The organism is Pseudomonas sp. HMSC08G10 (assembly GCF_001808425.1).
GTDB lineage: Bacteria > Pseudomonadota > Gammaproteobacteria > Pseudomonadales > Pseudomonadaceae > Aquipseudomonas > Aquipseudomonas guariconensis.
Genome location: NZ_KV793304.1, coordinates 31,705 through 37,999, shown reverse-complemented (window position 1 = coordinate 37,999; position 6,295 = coordinate 31,705). Strand labels below are relative to the sequence as shown.

At 62.3% G+C, this 6,295-nt stretch carries 13 protein-coding genes; all 13 read left to right on the top strand.

Annotated features, from left to right (window positions below):
* Positions 1-395: 395 nt before the first annotated feature.
* Positions 396-581 carry a hypothetical protein gene (locus HMPREF3173_RS10255; RefSeq protein WP_070572867.1) on the top strand — a complete coding sequence of 62 codons (186 nt, stop codon included), beginning with the start codon at positions 396-398 and terminating at the stop codon, positions 579-581.
* 183 nt (positions 582-764) lie between these two features.
* Entirely contained in the window at positions 765-995 is a 231-nt protein-coding gene (locus HMPREF3173_RS10250) for a hypothetical protein (RefSeq protein ID WP_064491407.1), read from the top strand.
* 19 nt (positions 996-1,014) lie between these two features.
* Entirely contained in the window at positions 1,015-1,209 is a 195-nt protein-coding gene (locus HMPREF3173_RS10245) for a hypothetical protein (RefSeq protein WP_070572865.1), read from the top strand.
* Positions 1,210-1,733: 524 nt separating this feature from the next.
* Complete coding sequence (locus tag HMPREF3173_RS10240) at positions 1,734-2,006, top strand: hypothetical protein (protein ID WP_070572863.1); 273 nt, start codon at positions 1,734-1,736, stop codon at positions 2,004-2,006.
* Positions 2,003-2,236, top strand: a complete 234-nt coding sequence (locus tag HMPREF3173_RS23895) for a DUF551 domain-containing protein (protein ID WP_083299987.1) — start codon at positions 2,003-2,005, stop codon at positions 2,234-2,236. The genes HMPREF3173_RS10240 and HMPREF3173_RS23895 overlap by 4 nt, the downstream gene beginning before the upstream one ends.
* A 20-nt stretch (positions 2,237-2,256) precedes the next feature.
* On the top strand, positions 2,257-2,667 hold the full coding sequence (locus HMPREF3173_RS10235) for a hypothetical protein (RefSeq protein ID WP_070572861.1): 411 nt from the start codon (positions 2,257-2,259) through the stop codon (positions 2,665-2,667).
* Entirely contained in the window at positions 2,664-2,867 is a 204-nt protein-coding gene (locus HMPREF3173_RS10230; protein ID WP_060489037.1) for a hypothetical protein, read from the top strand. Before HMPREF3173_RS10235 ends, HMPREF3173_RS10230 begins: the two co-directional genes overlap by 4 nt.
* On the top strand, positions 2,864-3,079 hold the full coding sequence (locus tag HMPREF3173_RS10225) for a hypothetical protein (protein ID WP_070572859.1): 216 nt from the start codon (positions 2,864-2,866) through the stop codon (positions 3,077-3,079). Before HMPREF3173_RS10230 ends, HMPREF3173_RS10225 begins: the two co-directional genes overlap by 4 nt.
* Positions 3,076-3,282, top strand: coding sequence for a hypothetical protein (locus tag HMPREF3173_RS10220; RefSeq protein WP_070572857.1), 207 nt, complete (start codon positions 3,076-3,078; stop codon positions 3,280-3,282). The genes HMPREF3173_RS10225 and HMPREF3173_RS10220 overlap by 4 nt, the downstream gene beginning before the upstream one ends.
* A 122-nt stretch (positions 3,283-3,404) precedes the next feature.
* Complete coding sequence (locus tag HMPREF3173_RS10215) at positions 3,405-3,917, top strand: zinc-finger-containing protein (RefSeq protein ID WP_070572855.1); 513 nt, start codon at positions 3,405-3,407, stop codon at positions 3,915-3,917.
* A gap of 174 nt (positions 3,918-4,091) precedes the next feature.
* The gene (locus HMPREF3173_RS10210; RefSeq protein ID WP_070572853.1) at positions 4,092-5,216 is read left to right on the top strand and encodes a hypothetical protein; all 1,125 of its coding nucleotides are present in this window, start codon (positions 4,092-4,094) and stop codon (positions 5,214-5,216) included.
* A gap of 7 nt (positions 5,217-5,223) precedes the next feature.
* Positions 5,224-5,982 (top strand): ERF family protein, encoded by a 759-nt coding sequence (locus HMPREF3173_RS10205; RefSeq protein WP_070572851.1) that lies wholly within the window; start codon positions 5,224-5,226, stop codon positions 5,980-5,982.
* A gap of 3 nt (positions 5,983-5,985) precedes the next feature.
* Positions 5,986-6,295: YqaJ viral recombinase family protein (locus HMPREF3173_RS24950; RefSeq protein ID WP_256544323.1), on the top strand; the 310-nt coding region annotated here is incomplete at its 3' end.

Sequence of the window (6,295 nt, the reverse complement as noted above, 5' to 3'; positions counted from 1 at the left end):
CTCCATCGAGGCGCTACACAGCCCCTCGGGAGGCCCTCAAGCCTCACCGCTCTTTCACATTGATGGGAACCTCGCGGATCGATCCCGGCAACGGTACAGCGCGAGCAATAAATTCGATCCCCATGCCAGCTCTGGAACTGGCCAGCTCGAAATCAGGCGGAACGTCAGCACGGCACGAACACAGGCCGGGCCACGGAAAGCGGATGGAGGGTTGCGCTGCAAACGCTCCCTGCCGGGATGCCCTCAGAACGGGCGTCGGTGCCTGGCACAGCGTGAGTAGTGAGCAAGTAATCGCCCAGGCCACCGTGGCGTGTAACGGAGCCCAGCAAGACAGACGATTCCCCGGTGCGCCTCAAGCGGGGCGCATCAGGGGGAATCCACTGGAGGAACACAGCATGAACAAAGTCCTTCGCATCACCCTACGCGGCGAGTTGGAGGTGTTCACCGATAGCGACTTGGCAGCCTGCCTCCGCGAGGCCAACCGGCTCAATGCTGAGCGCGGCTACGTCAGCAGCGTCCACGTTGTGGAGCAGGAAGACGGGCATCGCTTGACGGCAGCTGACTGCAAAGCCGCAGCATGACGATTTCACTGGCTGACCTTGGCGGTAGGGCCAGACGGGAAATCGAATCCTGACCGGGGATCAAGCCGGCCGCTGGACTCCCAAGCGCATAAAGGGATATCCCCTCCGCATGGCGGGATCAATGGTTGTGCGGCGACAGTCGGGAAAGACCGGCACCTATTCCATCGCCTTGGAGGCACGCCAATGTCACGTACGTTCGAACAAGGCTGGGCGGCGCGACCGTTCGCCGAGCAGTTTCCGCAAATGGATGCCAAAGAGGCCGAGCGCCTGGATCGCCTGAACCATGCGATCACAGATCTCTACATGGCCGACATGCTGACCGACAGCCAGGTCAAAGCCATTCGCGAAAAGAAGATGCCTAGGGCCGTCGGGAAGGCCGTGGCGAAGATGAAGGCGCCTGCGCGTCAGGCATAGGGCCCCGGAGGGCAAAGCGATGAGCGACATTTTCGAAGAAGTGAAATCCCAAAACAGCCATGCCTGCGCTCAGCTTGAGATCGAGCCTGGCTTTTCTCTGGTCAGGACCGGCACCGAAGTCGGAATCTGCCTTGAGGTTGAAGATGCCGAGGCGGCTATCTTCATCAGCGCCACCCAGCTCAGGGCTCTTGCTGACGCCGCAGAGCAGCAGTGACAACCAGCGCCACGTCAGCCTGACGATAACTGCCCGATGCCCTGCTCCCCATCGCAGGCTGCACCGGAGTGTTATCTGGTAGTCGGTGGAGCAGTGTTAACCCTAAAGCGGTCATTCGCGATGGCGCCAGGGGTTGCGTAGGTTCAAGAGAACGAATGGCGGAGTGCACGCTGCCTGACTAGTACCGAGGACCGAGGCTTAGCTCGCCATCCGCGGAGGATGGAGGTCGCTCTAGTGAGCCCGGCTACCAGATAACACTCCGATGCAGAGAAGCGCCCAGCTCCGGGCGCGGTTACCGAAGCACCTGTGGACGTCCCTTCCCTCGCTCTGAGGGTAAACGAATTGCGCCGCTGGATGGGTCCACGCCAAGCCAGCTGCCGGGGTAGCGCCCGGCCTCTGTATCCCCTTCCCTTCACTTCGACCGCATCAGACAGGCTCCAGCCCTGCGCTCTCACGGCGCGCAGTAGGTTTGGTCACCCGCGCCTGACGCCTGGCCAATGCGGTTGGCTACCGAGGTTCACGCAATGAGCAAAGAAACAGGCGGACCCGCCTTTCCAGCGCAAATCAACAACGGCGGCAACGCAGCGATCAAAGGGTTCAATGGCGAAGAGATCAAGCCGTACACCTTCAGTGCGTACCCGGGCATGACCCTGCGCGATTACTTCGCGGCCAAGGCCATGCACGGAACCATGGCAGCGATGGACAGCGGCGAGCGCAACTACACGCCGCCGGAAACAATAGCCAAAAACGCCTACGAGTTGGCCGACGCCATGCTCGCCGCCCGGGTGAAGCCATGAGCGGCTGGATCAAGTGCAGCGACAAGCTGCCAAAGGTTGGAACCAGGGTTCTTGCCTGGAGCGAACAATACGGCGCTCGCGAGTCGCTTTACCGCGAGCACGGCAAAGGCTCGATTGCTTACGCCCACGGATATCCGCCGTACTTCTCGTGGGAAGAGCCGCAAAGCAGCTGGGCTTCAAGCTGGAAGCCGACCCACTGGCAGCCCCTCCCTTCCCCACCCACCGAGTAACCCACCACCTGGAGGCGACCATGGGCGCACTTCGAGCAGCACAGTTTGAGTACGACAACCGGATGCCGCCGGCGGTGAGTGAAAGTTCGGCGGAAGAGCGCTGGATCGACGACGGTATCGCAGAGCTGATGGCGCGCCGCGACGTAGTGTTCCAGCGCAACTTCCACCAGCGTGGCGTGACTTACGAGCGCTTCGCCCAAGCGGTGGATGAGTTCGTGATGGGCCAGCTTGGGCTGTCTGGCATCAGCAATTCGGTGCTTGGCCGGCTGGTCCTGGCCGCGCGCTGCAAGGTCACCAGCGATGCCGCGGCAGCAGCCGACGAGATCTTGAGCGTGGCCAAGCCTGAGTCGGCGCTGGAAGAGATCGCCCGCCAGCTGCTCACGCCCTTCGCCAAGGAAGCAGTGGTGGCCCAGGCCGAGGGCGCGGAATGAATCCTCACAGCGTGGCGGTTCGCGCCATCGAGGCCGCAATCGAGACGATGCTTCTGCCGGGCTCTGGCCCGGTGGAGGATGCGAAGGCCGAGACGATGGTCGTCGCCTACTTCTCCATCCTCGTCATCGACGCCGAGGAGTTCAAACACTACTGCGAGCGCATTCGGCGTATTGCCGTTCGGCGCAAGGAGGCTGCATGACTACGCCGATCTTCCCGTCGATCATCGACGACCAGGTGGCCGAGGTCGCCCAGGCCGTGCCAGACGATCGAATCCTGCTGGTGTTCAAGGGCCTGACCATGGAGGACGCCATGAATCAGGCGCGCATGGCGCACATCGAGAACCCTGCGGCTTGGTCTGGCCGGGCCTACCTCTGCGGCATGTGCACCCTGGCCTACGAGGTTCGGGCATGAAATTTCTCACAGTTGTTTTCCAGCTGGATGATGTTGAGGAATTCCGCAGTGCGCACCCGGAACTCTTCTGCCTTGGCGGAGAGATAGATGGCGCTGAAATTACAGCGCTGTCGGTTGGTAACCAGGTTGGCCGAGTTTTCGCGCTTGAAGAGCTCCTTGAGCGCGAGGGTATTGATATTCCCCCGCTGAGGGATGACGAATGACTAGCTACCAGCGCGCCCGCCGCTTCGCCACCTGGCGCGGCAGCTTCATCGCCCTCTTCTTCTGCACTGCCTGGATGCTTGCTAGCGCCTGGGCAGGCTGCATCACCAACTAGGAACAAAACATGCCAATCGATCCTCGGGCAAACGCCCCCGAGCGCATTGCTGCGCCTGCTCCGCTGCCTCACGTCAGCCGCAGGGCACTCAAACGCGTGAAGAACCCACTCCCTGCCCCGTGCGAATGCCGTTACTGCGGTGACCAAGTCGACCTGGTCTGCAACTCGGAAATCTACAACGGGCGCAGCTACGGCGACTGGCCGTATGCCTACCTCTGCTCTGGCTGCTACGCCTATGTAGGCCTTCACCCAGATACAGACATTCCGCTCGGGACGCTGGCCGATAGCGCGCTGCGCGCCGTCCGCAATCGCTGCAAGGCTGTCTTCCACAAGCACATTACCGACACCGGCATGGGCCGCACGCAGGCTTACCGCTGGCTGGCTGAGCAGATGAAAATCGATGTCGGTGCCTGCCACTTCGGCTGGTTCGAGCAAGCCGACTGCGAGCGCGCTGAGGCCATCGTCAAGTTGTCTGCGCCTCAAACAGCCATGGCAATGGCGTTCGCCAAAGCAGCTTCCTGAATCACGCAGCCGAGCACGGCGGCCCTTCGGGATAACCGTACCCCTTCGGGAGCGTAAGCGGCGAGAGCGCGCAACCATCCACCGCAGCCAGGGCCTGGAGCGTACCTCCGTGCCTGGGTGACCTGGCATTTCCCTATTTCAACTGACGGCGCCGGCCTGGCGCGAGGTTTTCCAATGTCCGCACAACAGAAACTGATCAAGATCGAAGAGATCAGCGAGGCGAACGCCCCGGCCATCTACGTGGCCGGCGGCCTGCAGCAATTCATCGACCTGGTGAAGGGTGAGGTACTGGGCGAAGTGCCTGACCTGAAAACCCGCAAGGGCCGCGAGCGCATCGCCAGCCTTGCCGCCAAAGTCAGCAAGTCGAAGACCGCCGTAGAGAAACCTGGCCGCGACTACCTGCGCCGCCTGAAGGAAATGCCGAAGGTGGTCGAGGCTGAGCTGCGTGAGTTCGTGGCCAAAATGGACGCGCTACGGGACGAGACGCGCCGGCCGCTCACCGAGTGGGAAGCCGCCGAGGATGCTCGGATCGACCGCCACAACGACGCAATCAACCGTATGAAGGACCTGGCCGCCGAGCTGGGCACCTTGGATGCCGAGCAACTGCAGGCGCGCCTCAGCGAGCTCTCCGCGTTCCAGTTAGGCGAAGCGTGGGAGGAATTCGAGGCTGAGGCAGCTCGGACCAAAGAGGCTTCTTTGAATGCATTGCAGGCCGCCCTGGTCGCCCGCCAGAAGTACGACGCCGAACAGGCCGAACTGGCCCGCCTGCGCCGCGAGGCAGACGAGCGGGCCGAACAAGATCGCATCAGGCTTGCACAAGAGGCCGCCGTCGAGGCTGAGCGCCAGCGTGTGGCCCAGCAGCAGCAAGCAGAACGCGAAGCGGCAGCACGCCGCGAGCAGGAACTGATCGACCAGGCCGCTACGCAAGAGCGCGAAGCCGAGAACCAGCGCCTCCAGCTCAAGTTGCAGGCCGAGCAAGCCGAGCGCGCCCGGATCCAGGCTGAAGCCGACCGCGTTGCCGCCGAGCAGCGGATGGAGCAGGAGCGTCAGGCGGCCGCCCGCCGGCAAGAGGAAGCAGCCGAGCAGGCCCGCCAGGACGAGCGCCGCCGCGCTGATGCCGCTGCCGCCGAGATCCTACGCCAGCAAGAAGCCCGTGAGCGCGACCAGGCCCACAAGGCAAAGGTTATGGGCGAGGCCAAAACCGCTTTGATGTCACTGAACATTACCGAGGAATTGGCCAGGGCCATCGTGCTCAAGATTGCCCGCCGCGAAGTACCGAACATCACCATCAACTTCTGAGGTAGCCATGAGCCAAGTAGCCAGGGTCGAAACCCAATCCCAGCCGCCGGCTGTAGCCGCCGAGTCGGTGACCATCCTGCAGATCATCCAGCAGGTCGCAATGTCACCCAATGCTGACATCGACAAGATGGAGCGCTTGATGGCCATGCACCGCCAGCACCAAGCTCAGCAGGCCCAGCAAGCGTTCGACGCTGCCCTCGCGGCAATGCAAGAAGAGCTTCCGGTTATCCGCGAGCGCGGGGCCATCAAGGACAAGTACAAGAATGTTCAATCCACCTACGCCCTGTGGGAGGACATCAACGAAGAGCTGAAACCCATCCTGGCGAGGCACGGCTTTGCACTCACCTTCCGAATTCCACGCACCGACAAAGGCATCGAAGTAGAGGGTGTTCTTAGCCATCGCGATGGACACAGGGAAACGACATCAATCCTGCTGCCAGCCGATGCTACCGGCAGCAAGAATGCCGTCCAGGCAGTTGCCAGTTCGGTCAGCTACGGGAAGCGATACACAGCAGGCGCGCTACTGAACTTCACCACCACAGGGGAAGACGATGACGGCCAGGGGGCTGTTACTTCGCAGGAGCCTGTCGAGCAAGTAATCACCCCGCGACAAGCTGCACAGCTCGACGCGCTGCTGAAGAAATGCACCCAGGTGCTGGTCGACAACTTCACGGCCAAATACGGCTGCTCTGCCAACGTTTACAAATCCGAGTTCGACGTTGTGCTAGCCCGCCTCACTAAATCGGCCAGCCGGCCGCAGGAGTAAACCATGCAGATCATCTCAGACGTCGAGCAAGGCACTCAGGCCTGGCTGGACCTGCGCCTGGGCATCATCACCTGCAGCGAGCTGGACTGCCTGCTGGTGAACGGCAAAGGCGAGGCAGGCTTCGGCGCCGGCGCCTTCACCTACATGAACACCCTGATCGGCGAGCGCATCACCGGCGAGGCGGCCGACCCGTTTACCGGCAACCGCCACACCGAGCGCGGCCACGAACTGGAAGGTACTGCCCGGGCCCTGTATTGCGACCGCGAGGACGTCCAGACCCGCCAGGTGGGGATCATCCTCAATCACGGCATTG